Origin of the sequence: Ensifer sp. ENS02 (assembly GCF_014851885.1) — a bacterium.
GTDB classification, from domain to species: Bacteria; Pseudomonadota; Alphaproteobacteria; order Rhizobiales; family Rhizobiaceae; genus Ensifer; species Ensifer adhaerens.
The window spans coordinates 272,692-297,263 of record NZ_JACVAO010000009.1 but is presented as its reverse complement, the minus strand read 5'-3'; the positions used below and the strand labels follow the sequence as shown (position 1 = coordinate 297,263).

Genomic DNA, 24,572 nt, shown 5'->3' with positions numbered 1-24,572 from the left:
CAAGAGGTGGTTTGTCGCCTGTGCGCTCACGATCAACTGATCGGCGGTATCGCGCCGATCAGCGTTTCAGCGGTCAAGCCTGGCCCTGCCTTGGCCCCGGCTGCGCCATGGCGCCAGACCGCTGCGATCGCCGCTTCGAAGGCCGGCATTCCTTTCGCCAGATGTGCGCCGACGATGCCGGCAAGTACGTCCCCCGATCCGGCGGTTGCCAGCCACGGCGGCGCATTGTTGTTGACGACGGCCCGCCCGTCCGGCGCGGCAACGACGGTGTCGGCGCCCTTGTAGACGATCACGGCATGGCTCGCCCGCGCCGCGGCCTGCGCCTTCTCGATCTTCGAAAGCCCGTCGTCGCCGGCGATCTCCGGAAAGAGGCGAGCGAACTCGCCATCATGCGGCGTCATCACCATTTGCCCGCCACCTTTCGCCAGCGCCGCGAACAGTTCGCCGGGGTTCGTCTGGAACGAGGTGATGCCATCGGCGTCGAGCACCAGAGAGCGATCGCAGAGCGCAAGCGCAAAGTCCCTCGCCTTCTTGCCGATGCCAAAACCCGGCCCAAGCACGAAGCTGCCCAGGCGCTGGTCCTGCAGCCATTTGGTAAGCTCCCGGCTTCCGTCGATCTCCTTCACCATCACCGCCGTCAGATGAGACGCATTGATGCCGAGCGCGGCCTTGCCGGTGGCGACGGTAACGAGGCCAGCGCCAGCCGCAAGGCCCGCTGCCGCCGAAAGTCGCGCCGCGCCCGTTGCCTGGCGGTCGCCTGAGAAAACGACCAGATGCCCGCGCTTGAACTTGTGCGTCGAGGCCGCCAGGTCACCTCCCCAGCCCGCCCAGAGGAACGGCGCGTTGAGGCGCAGCGAACCTGCGCCGGCACGCACAATGCGCGCGGGAATGCCGATATCGAACACCTTGAGTGTGCCGCAGAGGGATCGCCCGGGCAGAAGCCAATGACCGGGCTTGGGCGCCATGAACGTGACAGTGTGGCGAGCGGCAAAGGCGGCGCCCCGGATCTCGCCCGTCCGGCCGTCGATGCCGCTCGGCAGATCGATGGCAACGACCGGAACGCCGCTGGCATTGACCCGTTCTATAAGGTGAACGACGTCGTCAGGGAGGTCGCGTGACAAGCCCGCCCCAAAGAGCGCATCGATGACGACATCGCCAGCCTGTGGTTCGAATGCAGAGATTGGCGCAGCAGGACCACTCCAGTCGGACCAGGCCCGCGCTGCATCTCCTTGAAGCCTGGCGGGATCGCCGAGGACGAACACCGCGACATCCGCCCCGCTTTCGGCAAGGCCGCGGGCTGCGATGTACCCGTCACCGCCATTGTTGCCTGGACCGCAGAGCACGACGAAGCGGCGGGCATCCGGAAAATGTCGCAGGGCCGCCGCCGTCACCGCCAGTCCGGCGTTGCGCATCAGCGTAAAACTATCGATGCCGGATTGGGCTGCCGCCCGGTCGATTGCCGTCATTTCGGCGGGCGTGATCAACAGGTGCTGAAGGTCGGAGCGCATGCGCCAGACTTATCCATGCCCACGCGCGTGAAGCAAGGCCTCAGCGCTGCCACCACGATTGCCTTAAAATCATGCATTTGCACATAATTGTTGCTCAAATAACAAGCTTTGCGCCAGCAATGACGCGGAGACGCCGCAAAAAGCGGGCATCTTTCGATCGGAAATCATAAAAAATAGGCAGATCGCGCCCGCCAAAGGTATGGAAATCCCGCAATCGGCGCGCCGACAGCAGATTTTTTGTCGTTCTGACAGATTTTCGCAGAAAAACTGGCATGCAACGTGCATATTCAGGGCGAGCGGGCATGATCCTGCTTTCAAGGGAGAAGCGGAGAGACATTTTCTCATGAAAAAGATCGAAGCGATCATTAAGCCCTTCAAGCTCGACGAAGTGAAGGAAGCCCTTCAGGAAGTCGGTCTGCAGGGTATCACCGTCACGGAAGCCAAGGGCTTCGGGCGGCAGAAGGGTCACACGGAGCTGTATCGCGGCGCCGAATACGTGGTGGACTTCCTGCCGAAGGTAAAGGTCGAAGTCGTGCTGGCGGATGAAAACGCGGAGGCCGTCATCGAGGCGATCCGCAACGCCGCGCAAACCGGCCGCATTGGTGACGGAAAGATTTTCGTTTCCAATGTGGAAGAAGTCATCCGAATTCGGACGGGCGAAACCGGCCTCGACGCCATCTGACATCACGGGCCGTTCGGCCCGGTTCTTTTCAAATCCTCGTCATCTCACACAGGGAATAACGGCAAATGACGACTGCAAGCGATATTCTGAAGCAAATCAAGGACAACGACGTCAAGTTCGTCGACCTGCGCTTTACCGATCCCAAGGGCAAGCTGCAGCACGTAACGATGGATGTGGTCTGCGTCGACGAAGACATGTTCGCCGATGGCGTCATGTTCGACGGTTCCTCGATTGGCGGCTGGAAGGCCATCAACGAGTCCGACATGGTGCTGATGCCCGATCCGGAAACAGCGCATATGGACCCGTTCTTCGCGCAGTCGACGATGGTCATCATCTGCGACATTCTCGATCCGGTTTCGGGCGAATCCTACAACCGCGACCCGCGCGGCACGGCCAAGAAGGCTGAAGCCTACCTCAAGGCATCCGGCATCGGCGACACAGTCTTCGTTGGCCCGGAAGCAGAATTCTTCGTCTTCGACGACGTCAAGTACAAGGCCGACCCGTACAACACCGGCTTCAAGCTCGACTCCTCGGAACTGCCGTCGAACGACGACACCGATTATGAGACCGGCAACCTCGGCCACCGCCCGCGCGTCAAGGGCGGCTACTTCCCGGTTCCGCCGATCGACAGCTGCCAGGACATGCGCTCTGAAATGCTGACGGTTCTGTCCGAAATGGGCGTCACCGTCGAAAAGCATCACCACGAAGTGGCGGCCGCCCAGCACGAGCTCGGCGTCAAGTTCGACGCGCTGGTGCGCAACGCCGACAAGATGCAGATCTACAAGTACGTCGTGCACCAGGTCGCCAATGCCTATGGCAAGACGGCAACCTTCATGCCGAAGCCGATCTTCGGCGACAACGGCTCGGGCATGCACGTACACCTGTCGATCTGGAAGGACGGCAAGCCGACCTTCGCCGGCGATGAATATGCCGGCCTGTCGGAATCCTGCCTCTACTTCATCGGCGGCATCATCAAGCATGCCAAGTCGCTGAACGCCTTCACCAACCCGTCGACGAACTCCTACAAGCGTCTCGTCCCGGGCTATGAAGCACCGGTTCTGCTCGCCTATTCGGCACGCAACCGTTCGGCTTCGTGCCGCATTCCGTTCGGCACCAACCCGAAGGCCAAGCGCGTCGAAGTCCGCTTCCCGGACCCGACCGCCAACCCCTACCTCGCCTTCGCAGCCATGCTGATGGCCGGCCTCGACGGCATCAAGAACAAGCTGCACCCCGGCAAGGCCATGGACAAGGACCTCTATGACCTGCCGCCGAAGGAACTGAAGAAGATCCCGACCGTTTGCGGCTCGCTGCGCGAAGCGCTGGAAAGCCTCGACAAGGACCGCAAGTACCTGACGGCCGGCGGCGTCTTCGACGACGACCAGATCGATTCCTTCATCGAACTGAAGATGCAGGAAGTCATGCGCTTCGAAATGACCCCGCATCCGGTCGAGTACGACATGTACTACTCGGTCTAAAACCATTGGAACCGGCGGCATCGGCAACCGGTTCAAGCCGTGCTCAAGGGCCGGCGGCTCCTCAAACGGAGCCGCCGGCCTTTTCTTTGGCGCGCACGATTGCGAGCGCCCTGAACAAGGAGCGGCACGAAACCGTCGAATTGTGTGATATTATGTTGCCAACAACTTTTGCGCGTCCGCGGGACACGCGCGGCGAGATCGATCAATGGAGGGTGTAGGGAATTCCCTATTGATGTTTTGGGTTCGCCAACCCAGATAATCTCCTGAAAGGATGTGTTGCGTCATGAAACAGAGAAACGCCAAATTCGAGATCGGACAGGTGGTTCGCCATCGGGTTTTCCCGTTCCGCGGCGTCATTTTCGATGTCGACCCGGAATACGCCAACACCGAGGAGTGGTGGAACGCCATTCCGCAGGAGATCCGCCCGAGCAAGGATCAGCCCTTCTATCACCTGTTCGCCGAGAACGACGACAGCGAGTATGTCGCCTACGTCTCCGAGCAGAACCTGGAATTCGACGACAGCGACCGGCCGATGCGCCACGCGCAAGTCGATGCCCTGTTCGACAAGGATGGCGTCGGCCACTACAGGCCCAAGGCGACGTTCCGGCACTAAGGCACTGCGCTCTCGAACAAATGAAAACGCCCGGACCGCGAGGTCCGGGCGTTTCTTTATGAGTTTGCGGAGGGCCGCTTAGTTCTGCTTGGCAGCCTTCTGGGCTTCTTCAAGCTTCTTGCGCGCGTCCTCGGCCTTCTTCTGCATTTCTTCCTGCAGCAGGCGCTGACGCTCTTCGAGCTGCGACTGCTCGATCGGCTCGCCGTCGAACACACCGGTGAAGCCCGTCAGGGCCATCTTGATCGGGTTCGGAGCGCGCTGGAAGTTGACCGAGGTGAAGACGACCTCATTGCCCTTCTTCAGGCTGGCGATCAGCTGGTCGGAAAGCGGCGCTTCTGCAACGCACTTGTCGGGCATGCAGATGGCGTAGTCGAGCTTGACCGGCTTGCCGCCGTCGATCTGCATCTGAACGCCGGTCGGAATGAGGCGCGCGGACGGTACGGAAACCTGCATGATCTTGCGGTTGACCTTGCCGGAGACGGTGATGAGGCCGACAGCGGTCACGAGCTGGCCGTTGTTGGCGGTCAGCAGGTTCTGAACGATGCAGACATCGTTGTCTTCCTGCTTGGTGCAAACCTTGAACCAGCCCTGCGGCGGCTTGCCGCCAGCCTGCTGTGCAGACGCAACGCTCGGAACGCCCGCAGCAGCTACAGTGAGCGCCAGCGCTGCCATGCCCGAACGTTTTGCAATATTCGACTTGAAGATCATTGTGATTCCGTCTCCTGAAATCCGGTAACGGAACAGTTGTTCCGCAGGTGAGTATCGTCAGCCGCCGTTGTCCTGTTGGCCAAATAAGGCAAATGCATGACCCCGTTTCCGGAAACACCTGTTACATTGGCTCGCTTCGATTATCCAGTGTTTCCTGTCATTTTTTGACTTCATACTAGGCGGAATTTGGACCGCGGATCGGTTGGATTCATCCGTCGGCATTGGTAACGTTCGGGGAATCGGCCTGTTGATACCCCTCACGGGAGGTGACCTTGCGTGCAATTCTTTCCGGTCTGGCGCTGATCCTGACCGCCACTTCATTCGGCACTGCTGCGGCAGCCGCTCCCGTGCATGCGATTGCCATGCACGGAGAGCCGGCGCTGCCTGCCGATTTCAAGAACTTTCCCTACGTCAATCCGGACGTAAAAAAGGGTGGAAAGATCTCCTATGGCGTCGTCGGCAGCTTCGACAGCCTCAATCCCTTCATCCTGAAGAGCATGCGCACCACCGCGCGCGGCATGTGGGATCCGGAATACGGCAACCTCGTCTACGAATCGCTGATGCAGCGTTCGCGCGACGAGGCCTTCACCATGTATGGCCTGCTCGCCGAAACAGTGGAGTGGGATGACGACCGGACCTTCATCCAGTTCAATCTCAACCCGAAGGCCCGCTGGGCCGACGGGCAACCTGTTACCGCCGAGGACGTGATCTTCAGCTTCGAGCTGCTGCGTGACAAGGGGCGTGTCCCCTTCAGCAACCGCATGGCCAAGGTGGCGAAGCTCGAAAAGGTCGGGGAGCGCAGCGTGCGCTTTACCTTCACCGAGGATGCCGACCGCGAGCTGCCGCTCCTGCTCGGCCTGTCGCCGGTGCTGCCGAAACATGCCATCGACCTTGCGACCTTCGACCAGACCACGCTGAAGCCGCCGCTCGGCTCCGGCCCCTACCGCGTCGCAGAGGTGAAACCGGGCGAGCGCATCGTCTACAAGCGAAACCCGGACTATTGGGCCAAGGACCTCCCCTCGAAGGTCGGCCAGGACAATTACGACGAGATCTCCGTGGAGTATTTCCTCCAGGAGAACTCGCTGTTCGAAGCCTTCAAGAAGGGCGAGATCGACATCTATCCGGAAGGCAGCGCCACCAAATGGGCGCGCGGCTACGATTTCCCGGCGGTTCGTTCCGGCGACGTCGTCAAGGAAACCTTCACGCCGAAGACGCCGTCCGGCATGCTCGGCATCGTCTTCAATACCCGCAGGCCAATGTTCGACAACTTGAAGCTCCGGCAGGGCCTGGCGCTGGTCTTCGACTTCGAGTGGGTCAACAAGAACCTCTTCGACAGCGCCTATACGCGCACGCAGAGCTACTGGCAGAACTCGGCGCTGAGTTTTCTCGGCGCACCGGCCGACGACCGCGAACTCGGCCTGATCGGCGACGCCCGCGATCGAATCAACCCGGCGATCCTCGACGGCACCTATCGCCTGCCGGTGACCGACGCGTCCGGGCGCGATCGCAACGTGCTGCGTGTTGCTGTCTCGCTGATGCGCGAGGCCGGCTATCAGATCAAGGACGGCAAGATGGTCGACCCGCAGGGCAAACCGCTCGCGTTCGAGATCATGAGCCAGAATGCCGGCCAGGAAAAAATCGCCCTCGCCTACCAGCGATTTCTCGCACCTCTCGGCATCCAGGCGTCCGTGCGCACTGTCGACGATTCGCAGTACCAGCAGCGCAGCCAGTCCTTCGACTACGACGTGATCATCAAATCCTTCCCCTCGACGCTGTCACCCGGCATCGAGCAGGCCGGGCGCTGGACCTCACAGGCGCGCGACCGGCAGGGTAGCGACAACTTCGCCGGCGTCGCCGACAAGGACGTCGACCGGATGGTCAATAACATCCTGCAGGCCCGCACGAGCGAAGACTTCACGGCGGCGGTGCGTGCGCATGACCGGTTGCTCGTCAACAATTCCTATCTGGTGCCGCTCTATCACCTCGACGCACAGTGGGTGGCGCGACGCAAGCATATCGGCCGGCCCGATACCATGCCGCTCTACGGCTACCAGCTTCCGACCTGGTGGGATCAAAACGCACAATAGAGGGTTGGTTCCCTTTTGGTAACGCATTGAAAGCCGGATGAAACCGGCTTATCTCGCCTTCAACCGAACAAGGAAAGGCGCCCACACCATGCAAACCGTCAGCATCGATATTGTCTCGGACGTTGTTTGTCCCTGGTGTTATCTCGGCAAGGCGCGGCTCGACCAGGCGATTGCCAATCTTCCGGACGTGCTGGTCACGGTCAATTGGCGCCCCTACCAGCTCAACCCCGACCTGCCGCCCGAGGGGATCGATCACAAGCGGCATCTTGCCGAGAAGCTCGGCGGCCAGGCGGCCGTCGATCGCGCCCACGACACGCTGCGCGAACTCGGCAATGCCGACGGCATCGCCTTCGACTTCGATGCGGTGAAGATCAGCCCGAACACGCTAGACGCTCATCGGCTTGTCCGCTGGGCCGCGACCAACGGCGAGCAGGCGCAGTCGGCCGTCGTCGGCTTGCTGTTCAAGGCCAATTTCGAAGAAGGCCGCAATGTCGGTGATCACGCGGTCCTGCTCGATATCGCCGAGCAAGCAGGGCTCGATCGCCCCGTCGTTGCGGCTCTGCTTGGCTCCGATGCCGACAAGGATGCGGTCAAGGAAGAGGTTGGCATGGCCCGCGAGATGGGCGTGACCGGCGTTCCCTGCTTCATCCTCGAAGGACAATATGCCGTGATGGGCGCGCAATCGGTCGACGTATTGACGAATGCGCTGCGCGAAATCGCCGAGATGAAGGCGAGCGGCAAGCCGAACTGATCTCGGCACGACCTGAAACAGACTTGCTCGACAGACCTCGACCGTACTGCCGCACCACGCGGCAGTACGGTTTTTTGTTACTTCGCCAGGCCGGCGAGCTGCGTCATGACCATTGCTGCACCGGACAGGCGCTTTTCCGGCGTCGCCAGTTCGCGCTGGAAGAAGATGCTCTGGTCGGGCCGAATCTTCGAAAGCGTGCCCTGCTTGGCGATGTAACCCACCAGTGCCGCAGGGTTCGGGAATTCCTTGTTGCGGAACTGCACGACGACGCCCTTCGGCCCGGCATCGAGCTTCTCGACATTCGCCGTGCGGCAGAGCGACTTGATGTAGACGATCTTCAAGAGATGCTGGACCTCGATCGGCAGCGGACCGAAGCGGTCGATCATCTCGGCGCCGAAGCCGTCGATCTCCTTCAAGTCCGTCAGTTCGCCGAGACGACGATAAAGGCCGAGCCTCAGATGCAGATCCGGAACGTAGTGTTCCGGGATCATGACGGGCGTTCCGACCGAAATCTGCGGCGACCAGCCGGTGTCGTGGATTTCTTCCTCGCCCTTGAGTTCGGCGACCGCTTCCTCGAGCATCTGCTGGTAAAGCTCGAAGCCAACCTCCTTGATATGGCCCGACTGTTCCTCGCCGAGCAGGTTGCCAGCGCCACGGATATCGAGGTCGTGACTTGCGAGCTGGAAACCGGCGCCAAGCGTGTCGAGCGACTGCAGTACCTTCAGCCGGCGTTCGGCCATGCCCGTCAGCGTCTTGTTGACCGGCAGCGTGAACAGCGCAAAGGCGCGCACCTTCGAGCGGCCGACGCGGCCGCGAAGCTGGTAGAGCTGGGCGAGACCGAACATGTCGGCGCGGTGCACGATCAGCGTGTTGGCCGTCGGTACGTCGAGACCGGATTCGACGATCGTCGTCGACAGCAGCACATCGTAACGGCCGTCATAGAAGGCGTTCATGATGTCTTCGAGCTCGGTTGCCGGCATCTGGCCGTGGGCGACGGCTACCTTCAGCTCCGGAACGTCCGATTTCAGGAAATCATGGATCTCCGACAAGTCGCTCAGACGCGGGCAGACATAGAAGCTCTGGCCGCCGCGATAGTGCTCGCGCATCAGCGTTTCGCGGATCACCAGCGCATCGAAGGGCGAGATGAAGGTGCGCACCGCCATGCGGTCGACCGGCGGCGTCGTGATCAGCGACAGTTCACGCACCCCGGTCAGGGCAAGCTGCAGCGTGCGCGGGATCGGCGTCGCCGAAAGCGTCAACACGTGCACGTCGGACTTCAGCTCCTTCAGCCGCTCCTTGTGCTTGACACCGAAGTGCTGTTCCTCGTCGATAATCAAGAGGCCGAGATTGGCAAAGTTGACCGACGTGCCGAGCAGCGCATGCGTACCGACGACGACATCGGTCTTGCCATCGGCCACTTCCTTCTTCGTCAGCGCCAGTTCCTTGGAACCGACGAGGCGCGACGCCTGCTGGATGCGGATCGGCAGCCCACGGAACCGTTCGGAAAAGGTCTTGAAGTGCTGGCGGGCAAGCAGTGTCGTCGGCACGACGACCGCGACCTGTACGCCGTTCATAGCAGCGATGAAGGCGGCACGAAGCGCCACTTCCGTCTTGCCGAAGCCGACGTCGCCGCAGACGAGGCGGTCCATCGGACGGCCGCTGCCGAGATCCTCCCGCACCGCCTCGATCGAGTTCAGCTGGTCTTCGGTCTCGTCATAGGGGAAGCGGGCGGCAAACTCGTCATAGACGCCGTCCTGTGCGGCGAGCACCGGCGCCCGGCGCGTATGGCGTTCGGCGGCGATGCGAATGAGGCCGCCCGCCATATCGAGCAGCCGCTTCTTGAGCTTGGCCTTGCGCGCCTGCCAGGCGACGCCGCCGAGCTTGTCGAGGATCGCATCGGTGCCTTCTGAACCGTAGCGCGACAGAAGCTCGATGTTTTCGACCGGCAGGAACAGCTTGGCATCGTCGGCATAGACGAGCTCGAGGCAATCATGCGGGGCGCCGACCGCCTCGATGGTGCGCAGGCCGACGAAACGGCCGATGCCGTGTTCGGCGTGCACGACATAGCTGCCCTCGTCGAGACCAGCCACCTCGGCGATGAAGTCGGCACCGCGCTTGCGCCGCTTCGAGCGGCGGACCATGCGGTCGCCCAGAATATCCTGTTCGCCGATGATGACGAGATCGCCCGTCTCGAAACCGGCTTCGATGCTGAGCACGGCCGAGGCCGCCTCGCCCGGCTTCAGCGACTTGATCTCGGCGAGTGCCTTGATGGGCTTGACGTTGCCGAGACCGTGTTCGGCGAGAACCTGGAGCAGGCGATCGAGCGATCCTTCGCTCCAGCCTGAAATCACCACCTTGGCGCCCTTCGAGCGCCGCTCGGCGATGTACTTGACCGCCTGATCGAAGACGTTAACGCGTTCGTCTTCGGCTTCGCCCTCACCCGCCGACTTCGCCCAACGCATGCCCTGGCGCGCATCGACCGAGATGACCTGGCGGGCTTCGCCCTCGTGCTCGTTGAAGGGCGACAGGCGAATGGCGTCGCGTGAGCTCAGGCCGGCGTTGAAGCCCTGCGAGCTCAGATATAGCAGCTCCGGCGGAACCGGCTTGTAGGGCGTACCCTGGGTGGCCTGCGCCTTGCCCGGAGACGCCGAGGCCAAACGGGCGTCGTAATAGTCGAGAATGAGCTTCGAGCGCTCAGCCGCAGCTTCGCGCGCCAGATGATCGGTGACGATACGGAAGCCGTCGAGATAGTCGAAGACTGTCTCCAGCCCGTCATAGAACAGCGGCAGCCAATGCTCCATGCCGGCATAGCGCCGGCCTTCGGAGACAGCCTGGTAAAGCGCGTCGTCGCGGGTCGTCGCGCCGAACAGCGACAGGTAGTGCTTGCGGAAGTGGCTGATCGTTTCGGGCGTCAGCGACACCTCGCTCATCGGATTGAGATCGAGGGAGCGGACCTGACCGGTGGTGCGCTGGCTTGCCGGATCGAACGAGCGGATTGTTTCGAGCGTATCGCCGAAGAAATCAAGGCGCAGCGGCTCGCCGCTCCCCGGCACGAAGACATCGAGGATGCCGCCGCGCACTGCGTATTCGCCAACCTCACGCACGGTCGCGACACGCTCGAAGCCGTTGCGCTCCAGCCGCATCGCGATGTCGTCCATACGCACCTGATTGCCCGGACGGGCCGAAAACGCCAGGCTCTGGATCACGTCCTGCGGCGAGATCTTCTGGAGGGCGGCGTTGACCGTCACCAGCACGATCGCCGCATGCGGCTTCTTCTTGTGCGCAATCAAGGCGCTCAGCGCCGCCAGCCGCCGTGCCGACGTGTCGGCGCTCGGCGAGACGCGGTCATAGGGAAGGCAGTCCCAGCCGGGAAGAGTGAGCACCGGAATGTCTGGCGCGACGAATGAGAGGACCTGCTCAAGATCGGCGATCCGCTGGCCGTCCGAAAGAATGTAGGCGACCGGCTGGCCGGCGCGGGCGAGCTCAGCAAGGATCAGCGCCTCGGCCCCGGAGGGCACCGGCCCGATCGTGATCTCTCGCTGTGCTTCGACAATCTTCTTCGGATCAAGGCCAGCCAGCATCATCGGTCTATTTCATCCCTTCGGGAAGCTTGTCGAAATCCGGACGATAGGCAGCGATGCGCTGAAACATCTGCGTCTGATAGCAAGCCGGCACCGGCTGTTCGCCGATGATCCACTTGACGAGATCGTTGTCTTCCTCGCCCATGATCGTCTCGAGTTCATCGAGTTGTGCTTCAGAAAGCGTCGAGAGCTCAGCCTCTGCAAATTGCCCGAGGATCAAATCCATCTCGCGAATGCCGCGATGCCAAGCGCGAAACAGGATCCGCCGTCGACGCGGATCGAGATCGGCGCTGGTGCGAGAGATGCCGGTCATGGGAAATTCCTTCCTGCCGCCCGCGATGACGCCTGCACGCTCGGACGAACGCGCGAGGCCTTTGGGGTACGGTTTGTCGTCAACGGCTCTATAAACTCTGAATAGCCGATTGTCAGCCTTGCCAAAGCCCGAATTATCATCGCAATTTCATCGCCATGCGCCCCGCCCTGCTAGATCCGCTCTTCTCCCCGCTCGACACGCTTCCAGGCATCGGCCCGAAGATCGGCGAACTCTATGCCCGTTTGCTCGGTCGCGAGACGATCGAAGACTGCCGCGTGGTCGATCTCGTTTTTCACGCGCCGCATTCGTTGATCGACCGGCGCCAACAGCCTGGCATCGCCCACGCGCCTCAAGGGGTTATCGTCACCATCACCGGTCGGGTCGATCGCCACCAGCCGCCCCCACGCGGAAAGCCCAACCTGCCCTATCGCGTCTTCCTGCATGACGAGACCGGGGAGCTGGCGCTCACCTACTTCCGCGTCAAGGGCAACTGGCTGGAAAAATCGCTGCCGGTCGATGAGACAGTCATCGTCAGCGGCAAGGTCGACTGGTTCAACGGCCGCCCCTCCATGGTTCACCCTGACTATGCGGTCCGGGCAAGCGAGGCGGAAAACCTGCCGCTGGTCGAGCCGGTCTACGGGCTGACAGCAGGACTTTCACCAAGGATATTGCGCAAGTCGATCGAGGCCGCCGTCGCCCGCGTTCCGGACATGCCCGAATGGACGGACGACGCGCTGCTGACGCGACAAGGTTTCAGCACCGCAGCCGAAAGTTTCCGCGCGCTGCATGATCCCCGCGACGCGACCGACCTCGATCCGCAGGCACCTGCCCGCCGCCGCCTCGCCTATGACGAGTTTCTCGCCGGGCAATTGTCCCTGGCTCTCGTTCGCCAGCGCCTGCGCAAGGTCGCGGGAGTACCGGTTCACGCGACCGGTGTACTTTCCCGTCCGGTCATCGACGCCCTTCCCTTTTCCTTGACAGCCAGTCAGTCGACGGCGATCGCCGACATCCTGAAGGACATGGCCGGCACCGAGCGCATGCTCCGGCTGCTGCAAGGCGATGTCGGCTCCGGCAAGACGATGGTGGCGCTGATGGCGATGCTCGCCGCCGTCGAATCCGGCGGTCAGGCGGTGCTGATGGCGCCGACCGAAATTCTCGCCCGCCAGCACCATGCGACGCTTGCAAGGATGGCCGCATCCGCCGGCATCGCCATCGACGTTTTGACCGGCCGCACCAAGGGCAAGGAGCGCGACGCCATTCTCGAGCGCATCGCGTCCGGAGAAACGCGCATGGTGATCGGCACGCATGCGCTTTTCCAGGACACGGTGAGCTACAAGGAGCTGACACTGGCGGTGGTGGACGAACAGCATCGCTTCGGCGTTCACCAGCGCCTGCGCCTGACCGCCAAGGGCATCTCGCCGCATATGCTGGTCATGACGGCAACGCCGATCCCCCGCACGCTGGTGCTTGCCGCCTTCGGCGACATGGACGTTTCGAAGCTCACGGAAAAGCCCGCCGGACGCAAGCCGATCCAGACGGTGACGATCCCGACGGAGCGCGTTGGCGACATCGTCGATCGGCTCGACGCCGCCCTTCGCGAAGGCAAGAAGGCCTACTGGATCTGCCCGCTCGTGGAAGAGTCCGAAGCCGTCGACGTCATGTCGGCCGAAGAACGATACGAAGGCCTCGCCAAGCGCTTCGGCAACAATGTCGGCCTGGTACACGGCCGTATGAACGGGGCGGAGAAGGACGCCGTCATGCTCGCCTTCAAGAACGGCGAGATCCGCCTGCTGGTTGCGACAACAGTCGTGGAAGTCGGCGTCGACGTGCCCGACGCAACGATCATGGTGATTGAGCATGCGGAACGCTTCGGCCTTGCCCAGCTTCACCAGTTGCGCGGCCGCGTCGGCCGTGGCGACGAGGCATCGACGTGCATCCTGCTCTACAAGGGGCCGCTCGGCGAAACCGGCCGCGCGCGGCTCTCGATCCTGCGCGACAGCGAGGACGGCTTCCTTATCGCCGAGGAAGACCTGAAGCTGCGCGGCGAAGGCGAGTTGCTCGGCACGCGCCAGTCAGGCACGCCCGGTTTTCGCATCGCCAGCCTGGAGGCCCACGGCGATCTGCTCGAAATCGCGCGGAAGGACGCCGCCTACGTGATCGAGCGCGATCCGGACCTCACTTCGGAGCGCGGCGAAGCGCTCCGCACGCTGCTCTATCTCTACCGCCGCGATGAGGCGATCCGCTTCCTGCGCGCCGGCTGACCGACCACCCTGCCAAGGCGACGATCACGGCGGCCCGGCATCAAGATACGGGAATCTCAGTCTTCTGCTGACCGATTTTCAAAGGTGCATTGGCGAGCGGCTTCTGGTCGGGCGTCACGAGCCCCCCCGAGATCAGGAGCTTCGCCGCGTCCTCCGCGCTCATGTCAAGCGGGATGATCTTGTCGCGCGGGATGAACAGCAGGAACCCCGCCGTCGGGATCGGGGTCGGCGGCAGGAAGACCGCGACCATGTCCATGCCGCGTTCCTTGAATTTCGAGGCGATCTCGCCTTTCACATCCGTTGCGATGAACACCAGCGACCAGATGCCCGGGCTCGGATACTCGATCAGCCCGGCCTTCTTGAAGGAGGAGGACTGTTCCTGCAGCACCGTCTGGAATATCTGCTTGGTGGACTTGTAGATCGTGCGGACGAGCGGCGTGCGATTGAGGAGCGACTCGGCGAAATTCACGATCGACCGACCGACGAGGTTTGCGGTCATGAAACCGACGAAGGTGATCACGAAAATAGCGACGAGCAGACCGAAGCCGGGAATGGCCACGGGCGAATAGGTGTCCGGATTATAGAAGTTCGGCAGGTAGGGCTTCACCCAACCGTCGGCCCAGTCGATGAAGGTGCGCACGAGCCAGACGGTGATCGCGACCGGTGCGCAGATGATCAAACCCGTCAGGAAGTAGTTGCGCAGCCGGGTGCCGATATAGCCGCGTTTCGAATGTTCCGTCATGCTTCTTCCGTCTCAACCTCACTCGACGCCGAAGGCCGGATGATAGGCGACCGTACCGGCCGCCATCGCGCCGGAGAGAGCCAGCGCCATGAAATATTGCGGCGCACAACCGGGGAATACAAGAGCCGATTCGTTACGGAAACCGAACTTTTGATACAAGGCCGGATCGCCGACCACGACGCAGCCGGCGGCCCCTTCCGCCCGCAGCCATTCGAGCCCTTCGAGGATCAGCTGCCGGCCGATGCCCTGGGCCTGAACGTCCGGCTTGACCGAGACCGGCCCGAGCCCGAACCAGCCGGGCTCTTCCGGCGTCAGAGTGACGGGCGAAAAGGCGATGTGCCCGACGATTTCCTCGTTCATCTCGGCGACCAGCGACACACTCAGCGCACCGGACTCACGCAGTCGCTCGATGATGAAGGGTTCGCTCTGGTCGCTGTGCGGATGCCCTTCGAAGGCGGCCGCGGTCACGGCATGTATCGCCGCTTCGTCGCCGGGGCGCTCGTGCCGGACATAGATCATTCGACGGTCACCGATTTGGCGAGGTTGCGGGGCTGGTCGACGTCGGTGCCCATGAACACCGCCGTGTGATAGGCAAGGAGCTGGATCGGCAGCGAGAAGATCATCGGCGCGATGACCTCATCGACATCAGGCAGCACGATCGTCGCCATGGTCTCGAGCTTCGAGGCGGCGGCGCCCTTCTCGTCGGTGATGAGAATGATCCGGCCGCCGCGGGCCGCGACTTCCTGCATGTTGGAAACGGTCTTCTCGTAGAAGCGGTCGTGCGGCGCGATGACGATAACCGGCATGTTCTCGTCAATCAGCGCGATCGGTCCATGCTTCAGTTCGCCGGCGGCATAACCTTCCGCATGGATATAGGAGATCTCCTTGAGCTTGAGCGCCCCCTCCATCGCCAGCGGGAAGCTGGTGCCGCGGCCGAGGTAGAGAACGTCGCGGCACTTCGACAGCTCGCGCGAAAGAAGCTCGATCTTCGGCTGAACGGCGTTCAGCACCTGCCCCATGAGACGCGGCATTTCCGCGAGATAGCGAACCAAGACCTGCTCTTCCTCAGCACTCACCGTGCCGCGGGCGCGACCGGCGCCGATCGCGAGCGACGCCAGCACTGCGAGCTGGCAGGTGAAGGCCTTGGTCGAGGCGACACCGATTTCCGGACCGGCAAGGATCGGAAAGACCGCATCGGATTCACGCGCGATGGTCGATTCACGCGTGTTGACCACGGCGCCGATCTTCAGGCCAAGTTCCTTGCAATAGCGCAGCGACGCCAGCGTATCAGCGGTTTCGCCGGATTGAGAGATGAACAACGCGGCCGCCTCGGAAGGCAGCGGGATCTCGCGGTAGCGGAACTCGGACGCGACGTCGATTTCCACCGGCAGGCGGGCGTAACGCTCAAACCAGTACTTGCCGACGAGGCCAGCGAGATAGGCGGTGCCGCAAGCGGAAATCGCAAGGCTCGGAACCTTGGCGAAATCGATCGTGCCTGAGAGCGCCTTTATGCGGTTGCCGGCAAAATCGATGTAGTGGCTGAGCGCGTGCGCGATCACCTCCGGCTGCTCATAGATCTCCTTCTCCATGAAGTGCCGGTGGTTGCCCTTGTCGATCATGTAGGCGGCGGCCGTAGACAGCTGCTTCGGCCGGTCGACGACGTTGCCGTCGAGATCGAAGATATGCACGCCGTTCGCCCCGATCACCGCCCAGTCGCCGTCGATCAGATAGGTGATCTCGTTGGTGAAGGGCGCAAGCGCGATCGCGTCGGAGCCGAGGAACATTTCGCCGCGGCCGTGACCGATCGCAAGCGGCGGGCCGTTACGCGCCGCCATGATCGTCGAAGGATCGTCCTGGAAGAGCACCGCCAGTGCATAGGCACCGGTGACGCGCTTCAGCATCGCGTGCATGGCTTCGCGCCGGCCGAGGCCCTCGCGGCGGAACTTGGAGAGCAGATGGGCCACGACCTCGGTGTCGGTGTCCGTCTCGAACTTTGCGCCACTGGCGATCAGTTCGTCCTTCAGCTCGGCGAAGTTCTCAATGATGCCGTTGTGGACGACGGCGACCCCGTCGGTGAAATGCGGGTGGGCGTTGCGTTCGGTCGGCGCGCCATGGGTTGCCCAGCGCGTGTGGGCAATGCCGATCGTGCCGGCGAGCGGCTCTTCGCGCAGCCTGATCTCCAGATTGACGAGCTTGCCCTCGGCGCGCCGGCGCTCCAGCTTGCCGCCAATGACGGTGGCGACACCGGCGGAATCATAACCGCGGTATTCCAAGCGCTTCAGCGCATCGACCAGTCGTTCCGATACCGGCTGGTTGCCAACGATGCCTACAATACCGCACATAGTCGTCTCCGAATTCGTCCCCGCGCCGCGATGGGCGCCCCTGTTCAACGAGGGCGGAAATGCCGCCCGGCGCGCTGTCTTGGTAAAGCATTTGCCGGTCGAGGCAATCCGCCCCGATTTCACTTTCGATTTCAATGTTTAACGCCGCCGCATGTTCCCGCGAATCCTAGCGGAATCAAGCGACATGCAGCAAATCCGAGGCGAACCCGCGGACACGCGGGCACCACGGGCCTAACCGGCAGCCTTCGCCGCCTTCTTGGCCGCCTTCACCGCCTCGTACCGCTCGCGCAGCAGCCGCGCCCGGCCGGGCTTGATCTCCTGGCGCGCGCGGCCAAAGGCGACGGCGTCGGCCGGCACATCCTCGGTGATGACGCTGCCGGAGGCGACCAGGGCGCCGTCACCGATCGTCACCGGCGCAACCAGAGACGAGTTCGAGCCGATAAAGGCATTTTCGCCGATCCGCGTTTCGTGCTTGTTCACACCATCGTAATTGCAGGTGATCGTGCCGGCGCCGATGTTGGTGCCTGCGCCGACGAAGGCATCGCCGATATAGGTCAGGTGATTGACCTTGGCGCCGGCGCCAATCTCAGCCTTCTTGACCTCGCAGAAATTGCCGACCTTGGAGTTTTCGCCGAGATCGGCACCCGGGCGCAGGCGTGCGTACGGACCGACCGTCGCGCCGGCGCGCACCGTCGCACCCTCGACATGCGAGAAGGCATGAATGATCGCGCCGCTTTCGACGCGCACGCCCGGGCCGAAGACGACATTCGGCTCGACCAGGACATCCTGCTCCAGCGCGGTATCCCAGGCGAGAAACACGGTTTCCGGCGCGATCATCGATACGCCCGACAGCATCAGCTCGTGGCGGCGGCGCTGCTGCCAAAGCCGCTCGATGAAGGCGAGCTCGGCGCGCGTGTTGCAGCCCGTCAGTTCTTCTTCGGGGGCCTCGACGGCAATCGCCTGCCCACCGATGTCGCGGACGATCTCCACGAGGTCGGTCAGGTAATACTCGCCCTTGACGTTGGCGTTACCGATGCGGCCGAGAAGATCGAGTGCCTTGCGACCGTCGATCGCCATCAGGCCGCCGTTGCAATAGGTGATGCGGCGCTCTTCTTCCGTTGCGTCCTTGTGCTCGCGAATGGCGAGCAGCGCGCCGTCCTTGACGATCAGGCGGCCGTAGCCCGACGGGTCTGCCGCCTCGAAGCCGATCACCACCACATCGTTGCCGGCCGCAAGTCCCTCGCGAGCGGCCCGAAGTGGTTCAGGCTGGATCAGCGGCGTATCGCCAAAAACGACGAGAATGTCGTCGAAACCCTTTGCGATGGCGTCGCGGGCAGCAAGCACCGCATGGCCGGTGCCGAGCCGTTCCTTCTGCAGATAGGACGAAACCGACACGCCGCCGATGTCGGCGGCAGCCGAGACCGCGTCGGCGTCGCGGCCGACGACGAGAGCGATATCCGAGATGGAAGCGTTTGAGAGCGCCTCGACGACGTGGGCGATCATCGGCCGGCCCGCCACCGGATGCAGCACCTTCGACATGGACGATTTCATCCGCGTGCTTTCACCCGCAGCCAAAACGATGGCCAGGCACGTCCGTTCCATATATCTCTCCTTGGTCTCTTCCAGGCTCACGCCCACTGCACAATTCCTTAGATCGGAATCGGCTCAAGTACAAAATCGCCTTTCGATTCGGCGCGGTGCTAGCAGCAACATATTGCGAGAAGCATAATTCTCACAATCACGTCGCATTAACCGGCTTAAAACCGGATGATGGCATAAGAAGGCGCGGAGCCTGTGTCAGCAAAGCCGTGCGGGTGCATCGCTCCTTCGGGGGATCAAGCCGCAATGCACAGCCGCACTGACATCGACACACCGGCAAAGTCTACCGGCGCGGTCATTCCTCTCGCTCGATCTCCGCTTCTGTTGCTTGCCCTTGTGCTCGGTGTGCTCGCGGTTCTGCTCAGCTTCACGATCCCGCAGCCGATCGGTCCGATGTTCTGGGACCACTATCTCTATCTCGATGCCGCCAATCGTATCCGCGACGGCCAGATCCCGTCGGTCGATTTCTTCACCCCCGTCGGCGCCCTCGGCTACTATCTCTTCGCCGCCCTGCAGGGCATCTTTCCGAACGGCCAGCCGCTGCTCCTGGCGAGCTGGTGCCTGCTTCTCGTCAGTGGGCCGCTGATCGCGCTGGTGGTCACCGATGTCCAGAAGCGTTCGACGGCAGTCGCCTATGCGATCCTGCTGCCGTTCCTGGTGTTTTCGGCGCTGCCGTTCAACACCGGCGACTTCTACCCCTACCCCGGCTCCGACGGTTTCGGCATCTACAACCGCCAGGTCTGCCAGCTTCTCTATGTACTCGCAGCCGCACTTGTCCACGTACGCGATCGTCGGCTGCTCGTCGCGACGGTCGCCGGCGCCATGGCGGCACTGTTCTTCGTCAAGATCACCGGCGCGGTTGCCGGCACGCTCATGTGCCTCATGGCCTTTGCTGCGGGGCGCCTGCCGTTCCGGTCGGCTATCATGGCGGGGCTCGTTGTCATCGCCATCCTTGCGAGCGTCGAGCTCGCCCTCGGCGGCGTCTCTGCCTATCTTTTCGATATCCTGGCGCTGCTTTCCGTCAATGACGGCAGCTTACTGCCGCGGCTGCTGCAGGCCGCCTCCCTCAATGCCGGTCTGCTGATCCCGGCGGGGTTGCTGTGCCTGGTGCTCCTCGGCACGCAGCTTGCGCCCTTCGCCCAGTCGCTGCGTCAGCTTGGAAAAGGCCCGTCAATGGCGGCGCTCGGCAGAATGTTCGACCAGCCGTTTATCTGGCTGGCGGCCTTCGTTGTTGCTGGCATCCTCTTTGAAAGTCAGAATACCGGCAGCCAGGCGTTCATCTTCCTGCTGCCGCTGCTCCTCAAGCTCGCGATCGATGAGGTCGCAGCCGCCAAAACACGGCCTGCCGCAGTTGCAGTCGCTGTTCTCGCCCTCGCGGCAGCCCTGCCGCCGGCCACAGCCGTCGTGCAAAAAAGCGCCCGCGCATGGATCGGGGCTGTCAACAACGTGCCGTTGGAAAGCCGCAACCTCAAAACCATGGGCGCCGTCAATGTACGGCCCATCCTGGCACTGCGCGCCGAGCGTCTGCGCATCCTCTACGCGACCGAGCGTCCCGCATTCGACGCCTTCGCCAAAACTGGCGAGTTGCCGTCGTTCCTGCTCTACAGCGACTTCGATTTTCAGACGGGATGGCTGATGAATGTCGACGAAGCGATCGACGCGTTGACGGCCTACGAGGCTTCGAACGGCGTACGCTTCCGGACGATCTTCAACGTCGACTTCACGAATCCCTTTCCATGGCTGATGGACCGCAGTGCCCCGCTGCATGTCGCGATCGGCGCAGATCCCTTCCGCGCCATTCCGCCGCCGGATGAAAATGTTCGCGCCGCCCTCGATGCGGTCGACGTCGCGCTGGTGCCGACCTGCCCGGTGACCAACGTCAACCAGACGCTGCTGTCGCTTTATCTGCCGAGCCTCGAAACGGCTCACAGCCGGATCACGCTGACAAGCTGCTACGACGCCTTTATCCGAAACAGCCTGAAGCCCGCTGCCAACACCGGCGGCTGATCGACGCGACGGCTAGGCGCCCGGCCGCAAGCGGCTCTCGCTCAACAGGCCATTTTCCTCAAGGATGGGATAGGCGACGGAAGCGATATGCGCGTTGACGCGCTTCAGATCCCGGAGCATGTCGAGATGCAGCGAGCTCGTCTGCAGGCTCTGGACCAGCCCGTCGCGCAACCGCTCGATATGGCGCTCCGCCGAGCGTTTCTCCATGTGACGGACGTTGACCTTCACCTCGATGAGCTGCTTGGCGAGATCGGCATTGCGGGTGACGAAGATGGTCTGGGCGACTCGCAGATTGTCGATCGTCAGGTTGAAGAGGCTCTTCAGTTCCTGATAGCCCTCCTCCGAGAACTTCAGGCCGTTGCTGATCTTCTTGGTGATCTGCTCGCACAGCCCCTTCTCGATGATGTCGCCCATATGCTCGAGATTGATGGCGTAGTCGATGATGACGATCGAGCGGCGGCCGTCTTCGGCGCTCAGGCCATCGCGGCCCAAGCGCGACAGGAAGATCTTGACCTCCTGCTGCAGCTGATCGACCTGTTTTTCGAACTTGCCGATATCGCGAATATCCGAGAGGTCGTTGTTGTTGAAGGCGTTCGCGGCACGCATCAGCATCGCCTCGACCAGATCGCCGACGCGCAAGACCTCCCGGGTGGCTCCCGAAAGCGCCATGACCGGCGTATTCAGCGTCGTCTCATCGAGATAACGCGGGCCAGTCTCCTCGGCCTCTCCATCCGGAATGAACCGGGCCATCAGCTGCGACAGCAAACCGGCAAAGGGCCAGGCAAGAATGGCGACCGCGAGGTTGAAGGCCAGATGAATGTCGACCGGCAGGTTCTGGCGCGGCAGCGGCAGGCTCTGCAGAAACTCCACGCTCATGCCTGTCAGCGGAAGCGCGATCAGGCAGCCAATGGCGCGAACGACAAGGTTGCCTATGGTGACGCGGCGCGCCGACGGGGCGGAACCGAGCGTTGCCATGACAGGCGGAACGGCGCCACCGAGATTGGCGCCAAGCACGAGTGCCACCGTCAACCCGACGCTGAGGATGCCCGTCGTCGAGAGTGACAGCACCAGCATCACCACAGCCAGACTGGACGACGACGCAAAGGCAAGTCCCGCGGCAATGAGAAGCGCTACTGGCCAGGCGCTGTCGAGCATCGAGAGGAAGGCCCCAAGGGCCGGACTGTCACGCATCGGCTCCGTCGCCGCGCCCAAAAGATGTAACGACAGGAGCATGAGGCCGATGCCAACGAAGGCAGCGCCCAGACCCTGGCGCGCGTTCGACCGGCTGGCGCGGTGCAAGACCACGCCGATGAGAATGACGAGCGGCGACAGCCATTCTATTCCGGTCGCCACGATCCAGGCCGTCATCGCCGTGCCGAGATTGGCGCCAAGCAGCACGATCTGCGCCATGCGCGAGCGGATGAGCCCCTTTTCCACGAAGGATGCGGTCATCAATGCGGTGGCCGTGGAACTTTGCAGCGCAAGCGTCGCGACAAGTCCGGTCACGAAGGAGCGGAGAGAGCCGTCGGTTCCCTGGGCGAGGCCGGCGCGCAGCCGAGCCCCGAAGGCACGGGTCACCCCGTCCTTGACGAGGGACAGGCCGAAGAGAAGCAGTGCCACTGCTCCAAACAGGTTTACCATCACGATTGTCGACTGCATGGAATCTTTCCCGCGGAAGCTCCAAAGAATCGCTCCGCCCCTGCAACAGAACCACAGAACCGCGGCATGTTCGAGCCAATGTGACAGATAATTTTCAGTTGCCGGCTAACGAATCCGACATCGAGTTGATCACCCGCGCCGGTCCGATCGACGGACACCGCCCGCCTCATCCAGGCAGCTCGCGCAGCTGTCGCGGCAGCCATTGAAAACCAGACAGTTGCTCCGGGCGGCCGATCCCGTTGCATGGGCGCAATTTGCGGCAAACAACCCTTCATTTCCTGTTTCGTTTGTTTTAAGGAACGATTTCGTTTGGCCGATGGCCACCGCATTGCAACGAGGTTTCTGCCCCCATGCTCGAATTTCTGAGAAGCGCCGCCCAGACCTGGGTCGTCAAAGGCCTGCTAATCGTTCTCGTTCTGTCGTTCATGGTGTGGGGCGGCTCATCGTTGACGATGACGAACCAGTCGGATGCGGTGGTGGTCGTCGGTGACGTCAAGGTCAAGCCACCGGAATTCCGGCTCGCCTACGAGACCATGCTGGCACAGGCTTCCCGCCAGCTCGGCACGCGGCTGACGCCGCAGCAGGCGCGCGCCTTCGGCATCGAGCAGCGGGTCTACTCGCAGATCGTCGCCGGCGCGGCTCTCGACCAGCTCGCCAACGACATGAATCTCGGCCTGTCGCAGGATCGGCTCGCAAAACTGATCGCCGACGATCCGGCATTCCACAGCGTCAACGGCCAGTTCGACCGACTGACGTTCTCGAGCGTGCTGCGCAATGCGGGCCTGCGCGAACAGGATTACATCAACAGCCAGAGCCAGACGGCGATCCGCTCGCAGATCGTCGACGCGCTGTCTGATGGCTATGTCGCTCCGAAGGTTCTCACCGACGCGATTGGCGCCTACCGGCACGAGAAGCGCACGATCGATTACCTGCTGCTCTCGAACGCCAATATCGATCCGGTCAAGGTGCCGGGCGACGACGTGCTTTCTCCCTGGTACGACAGCCGCAAGGCAAACTACCGTGCGCCGGAATATCGCAAGGTCACCTATGTGAAGCTCGAGCCGACTGACGTTGCAGACCCGACCGTTGTCACCGACGACGAAATCCGCGCCGAATACGAACGCCGCAAGGAAAGCTTCCGCAGCGCTGCTGCGCGGACAATCGAACAGCTCTCCTTCACGTCGCGTGAAGCGGCTGACGCTGCGTCGGCAAAGCTTGCTGCCGGCACCAGCTTCGACGATCTCGTAAAGGCCGAAGGCAAGTCTTCTGCCGACGTACTTCTCGGCGAGTTCACGAGGGATCGCGTTCCCGACGCCAAGATCGGCGAAGCAGCATTCGCACTTCAGGCCGACGGCGTGACGCCGGTTGTCGACGGTGCCTTCGGGCCGGTCATCCTGCGCGTGACGAACATCCGCCCGGAAACCGTCCGCAGCCTCGACGAAGTGAAGGAAGAACTGCGCAAGGACATCGCCCTTTCCACAGCAGGCGAAGAAGTCATGCGCCTGCACGACAAGATCGAAGACGAGCGCGCTTCCGGCGCGCCGATCAAGGAAGTCGCCGACCAGCTCAAGCTGAAGCTCGTAACCGTCGATGCGGTGGACGCGACCGGCAAGGACAAGAACGGCGATGACGTCGCCGGCCTGCCGGAACAGGCAGCCCTTCTCCAGGAAGTCTTCAAGGCCGACGTCGGTGCTGAAACCCTGCCGGTGAATGTCGGCCGCGAAGGCTATGTCTGGTTCGACCTCGATGAAGTCATCCCGGCGCGCGATCGCACGCTGGACGAAGCCCGCGACGAAATCGGCGCCGACTGGATGGCTGAGCAGCAGCGCGCAGCACTTGCCACGAAGGCCGGCGAACTGAAGCAGCGCGTCGAGCAGGGCGCAAAGCTTGCCGACGTCGCGACCGAACTCGGCCTCGTCGTCGAAACCAAGGCCGGCCTGACGCGCGCGACCGCAGATGCTGCCCTTAGCCCGGCAGCCGTCGCTGCCGCCTTCTCCGGCGCGAACGGCCACGTCACCAACGCTCCCGGAATCGGCGGCGAAGGGCAGATCCTTCTGCAGGTCACCTCGGTTGACACCGCCGGCCCGGCAGACGTGCTGCAGGACGACAGCCGCCAGATCGAGGCCCTCGCCCGTGTCAGCGGCGAGGACATCCTGGACCAGATGGTCGCCACGCTGCAGGCCGCCTACGGCGTTTCGATCAACCAGACGCTCGCTGAAACCGCCATTGCGCAACGATAGGCCC

The 24,572-nt window shown here is 62.7% G+C and carries 18 protein-coding genes; 8 read left to right on the top strand and 10 right to left on the bottom strand.

What is annotated here, in order from left to right; all coding sequences use genetic code 11:
* Positions 1-32: 32 nt before the first annotated feature.
* Together IB262_RS21000 and IB262_RS20995 are read right to left on the bottom strand one after the other, a co-directional pair.
* The gene (locus IB262_RS21000; RefSeq protein WP_112975410.1) at positions 33-1,508 is read right to left on the bottom strand and encodes an NAD(P)H-hydrate epimerase; all 1,476 of its coding nucleotides are present in this window, start codon (positions 1,506-1,508) and stop codon (positions 33-35) included.
* A 94-nt stretch (positions 1,509-1,602) separates the two neighbouring features.
* On the bottom strand, positions 1,603-1,845 hold the full coding sequence (locus IB262_RS20995; RefSeq protein WP_143034211.1) for a hypothetical protein: 243 nt from the start codon (positions 1,843-1,845) through the stop codon (positions 1,603-1,605).
* A gap of 6 nt (positions 1,846-1,851) precedes the next feature.
* Here IB262_RS20995 and IB262_RS20990 point away from each other — a divergent pair, with 6 nt between their 5' ends.
* The 3 genes from IB262_RS20990 (at position 1,852) to hspQ (ending at position 4,278) form a co-directional block, all read left to right on the top strand.
* A complete protein-coding gene (locus tag IB262_RS20990) occupies positions 1,852-2,190 on the top strand; it encodes a P-II family nitrogen regulator (RefSeq protein WP_003528058.1) in 339 nt (112 codons plus the stop codon).
* Between the two features lie 65 nt (positions 2,191-2,255).
* On the top strand, positions 2,256-3,665 hold the full coding sequence (gene glnA / locus IB262_RS20985; RefSeq protein WP_034791062.1) for a type I glutamate--ammonia ligase: 1,410 nt from the start codon (positions 2,256-2,258) through the stop codon (positions 3,663-3,665).
* Positions 3,666-3,948: 283 nt separating this feature from the next.
* A complete protein-coding gene (gene hspQ / locus IB262_RS20980) occupies positions 3,949-4,278 on the top strand; it encodes a heat shock protein HspQ (protein ID WP_034791060.1) in 330 nt (109 codons plus the stop codon).
* Positions 4,279-4,356: 78 nt separating this feature from the next.
* On the opposite strand, the gene IB262_RS20975 is transcribed toward hspQ, so the two are convergent.
* Positions 4,357-4,986, bottom strand: coding sequence for an invasion associated locus B family protein (locus IB262_RS20975; RefSeq protein ID WP_034791027.1), 630 nt, complete (start codon positions 4,984-4,986; stop codon positions 4,357-4,359).
* Between the two features lie 272 nt (positions 4,987-5,258).
* Here IB262_RS20975 and IB262_RS20970 point away from each other — a divergent pair, with 272 nt between their 5' ends.
* Positions 5,259-7,073, top strand: a complete 1,815-nt coding sequence (locus IB262_RS20970) for an extracellular solute-binding protein (protein WP_082566348.1) — start codon at positions 5,259-5,261, stop codon at positions 7,071-7,073.
* Positions 7,074-7,161: 88 nt separating this feature from the next.
* Positions 7,162-7,824 carry a DsbA family protein gene (locus tag IB262_RS20965; protein ID WP_060517076.1) on the top strand — a complete coding sequence of 221 codons (663 nt, stop codon included), beginning with the start codon at positions 7,162-7,164 and terminating at the stop codon, positions 7,822-7,824.
* A gap of 77 nt (positions 7,825-7,901) precedes the next feature.
* Here IB262_RS20965 and mfd read toward each other — a convergent pair whose 3' ends face one another.
* Complete coding sequence (gene mfd, locus IB262_RS20960) at positions 7,902-11,405, bottom strand: transcription-repair coupling factor (RefSeq protein WP_060517410.1); 3,504 nt, start codon at positions 11,403-11,405, stop codon at positions 7,902-7,904.
* 7 nt (positions 11,406-11,412) lie between these two features.
* On the bottom strand, positions 11,413-11,718 hold the full coding sequence (locus tag IB262_RS20955) for a succinate dehydrogenase assembly factor 2 (RefSeq protein ID WP_034791024.1): 306 nt from the start codon (positions 11,716-11,718) through the stop codon (positions 11,413-11,415).
* 155 nt (positions 11,719-11,873) lie between these two features.
* Between IB262_RS20955 and recG the strand changes: the two genes are divergently transcribed.
* A complete protein-coding gene (gene recG, locus IB262_RS20950; RefSeq protein WP_112975411.1) occupies positions 11,874-13,979 on the top strand; it encodes an ATP-dependent DNA helicase RecG in 2,106 nt (701 codons plus the stop codon).
* A 40-nt stretch (positions 13,980-14,019) separates the two neighbouring features.
* On the opposite strand, the gene IB262_RS20945 is transcribed toward recG, so the two are convergent.
* The 4 genes from IB262_RS20945 to glmU form a co-directional block, all read right to left on the bottom strand.
* Entirely contained in the window at positions 14,020-14,721 is a 702-nt protein-coding gene (locus IB262_RS20945) for a DUF502 domain-containing protein (protein WP_034791018.1), read from the bottom strand.
* An 18-nt stretch (positions 14,722-14,739) separates the two neighbouring features.
* On the bottom strand, positions 14,740-15,240 hold the full coding sequence (locus tag IB262_RS20940; RefSeq protein WP_089044661.1) for an N-acetyltransferase: 501 nt from the start codon (positions 15,238-15,240) through the stop codon (positions 14,740-14,742).
* Positions 15,237-17,063: a glutamine--fructose-6-phosphate transaminase (isomerizing) gene (glmS, locus tag IB262_RS20935; protein WP_112975412.1), complete on the bottom strand. Its 1,827-nt coding sequence runs from the start codon at positions 17,061-17,063 to the stop codon at positions 15,237-15,239. The genes IB262_RS20940 and glmS overlap by 4 nt, the downstream gene beginning before the upstream one ends.
* A gap of 231 nt (positions 17,064-17,294) precedes the next feature.
* The gene (glmU, locus tag IB262_RS20930; protein WP_112975429.1) at positions 17,295-18,665 is read right to left on the bottom strand and encodes a bifunctional UDP-N-acetylglucosamine diphosphorylase/glucosamine-1-phosphate N-acetyltransferase GlmU; all 1,371 of its coding nucleotides are present in this window, start codon (positions 18,663-18,665) and stop codon (positions 17,295-17,297) included.
* 243 nt (positions 18,666-18,908) lie between these two features.
* Here glmU and IB262_RS20925 point away from each other — a divergent pair, with 243 nt between their 5' ends.
* On the top strand, positions 18,909-20,669 hold the full coding sequence (locus IB262_RS20925) for a hypothetical protein (RefSeq protein WP_112975413.1): 1,761 nt from the start codon (positions 18,909-18,911) through the stop codon (positions 20,667-20,669).
* Positions 20,670-20,681: 12 nt separating this feature from the next.
* On the opposite strand, the gene IB262_RS20920 is transcribed toward IB262_RS20925, so the two are convergent.
* Positions 20,682-22,328, bottom strand: coding sequence for a Na/Pi cotransporter family protein (locus tag IB262_RS20920; protein ID WP_112975414.1), 1,647 nt, complete (start codon positions 22,326-22,328; stop codon positions 20,682-20,684).
* A gap of 350 nt (positions 22,329-22,678) precedes the next feature.
* Between IB262_RS20920 and IB262_RS20915 the strand changes: the two genes are divergently transcribed.
* Entirely contained in the window at positions 22,679-24,568 is a 1,890-nt protein-coding gene (locus IB262_RS20915; protein ID WP_060530031.1) for a SurA N-terminal domain-containing protein, read from the top strand.
* Positions 24,569-24,572 lie beyond the last annotated feature (4 nt).